The sequence below is a fragment of the Rhizomonospora bruguierae genome (assembly GCF_018397995.1).
GTDB classification, from domain to species: domain Bacteria; phylum Actinomycetota; class Actinomycetes; order Mycobacteriales; family Micromonosporaceae; genus Rhizomonospora; species Rhizomonospora bruguierae.
This window is the reverse complement of record NZ_BBQH01000172.1, coordinates 1-855: the sequence shown is the minus strand read 5'-3', so window position 1 is coordinate 855 and position 855 is coordinate 1. Positions and strand designations below refer to the sequence as shown.

Below are 855 nucleotides of genomic sequence, written 5' to 3'. Positions count from 1 at the left end.
TAGTAGAATCCGTGGGTTGGTGGGTTGTCAGGATGTTCTAGGGTTGTTGGCTGCCTCGCGTGATCAAATGCGGGGAAGGAGGAGGTGTGGTGTCTGTTCAGCCGGCATCCGACCGTCCCGGGCCGAATGTGTTGTTCAGGAAGGCCCGGGAACGGCTGTCGTCTAAGCGGCGCCCCGGAACCGTCATGGGTCGGCAGGAGTTCGCTGACGAGTGCAACCAGTGGCTTGGCGACAAACCTGACGCGGGTGGTCCTGTCACGGAAGGGGCCATCGGGAAAGTGGAGTCCGGGAAAGTGACCTGGCCGCGAGAGTGGCGCCGCGCCGCGTACCGTCACGTCACGGGCGCCGCGACGGATGCCGAACTCGGGTTCTTCGACCGACGGTTCTTCGACCGACGTGGCCTCTCTTTCCATGAGCACATCACCACCGCGGCCCACGGCACGGACTCAGTGTCCGAAGCGCGAACCGATCCCGAAACCGATCGTGATCCTAACAGCTTCGGTGAGATGCAACCGGCAAGCGGGGAAACAGAGAACATCGAGAGCGCAACCGTAGGCGAAACGCTTGATGGCAGGGATGCGACGCGGATACCAATGCCACAGTTCGCCGCCGTACTGCGCGCCCTGCGGACCGCGAAACGGCTCACCTATCGAGGACTCGGCGAGAAGACGAACGTATCCCGCTCGATGATCGGGCACATAGAAACCGGTTTACGAACACCGTCCCTCGAAGTCGCGATCGCGTTCGATGACTACTTTCAAACCAACGGTCTGCTGCTGGACCTCTACCGCGCCGAATCGACCAACGGAAACCAAATCCACCGCGCAGCCCTCGTCTCAGCCCTAACGAACCAGC

1 protein-coding gene is annotated in these 855 nt (G+C 61.8%); it reads left to right on the top strand.

The genetic code is table 11. The features are described 5' to 3' along the window. Positions 1-89 precede the first annotated feature (89 nt). On the top strand, positions 90-855 hold a 766-nt coding region (locus KJS59_RS30700), incomplete at its 3' end, for a helix-turn-helix domain-containing protein (protein WP_213457504.1).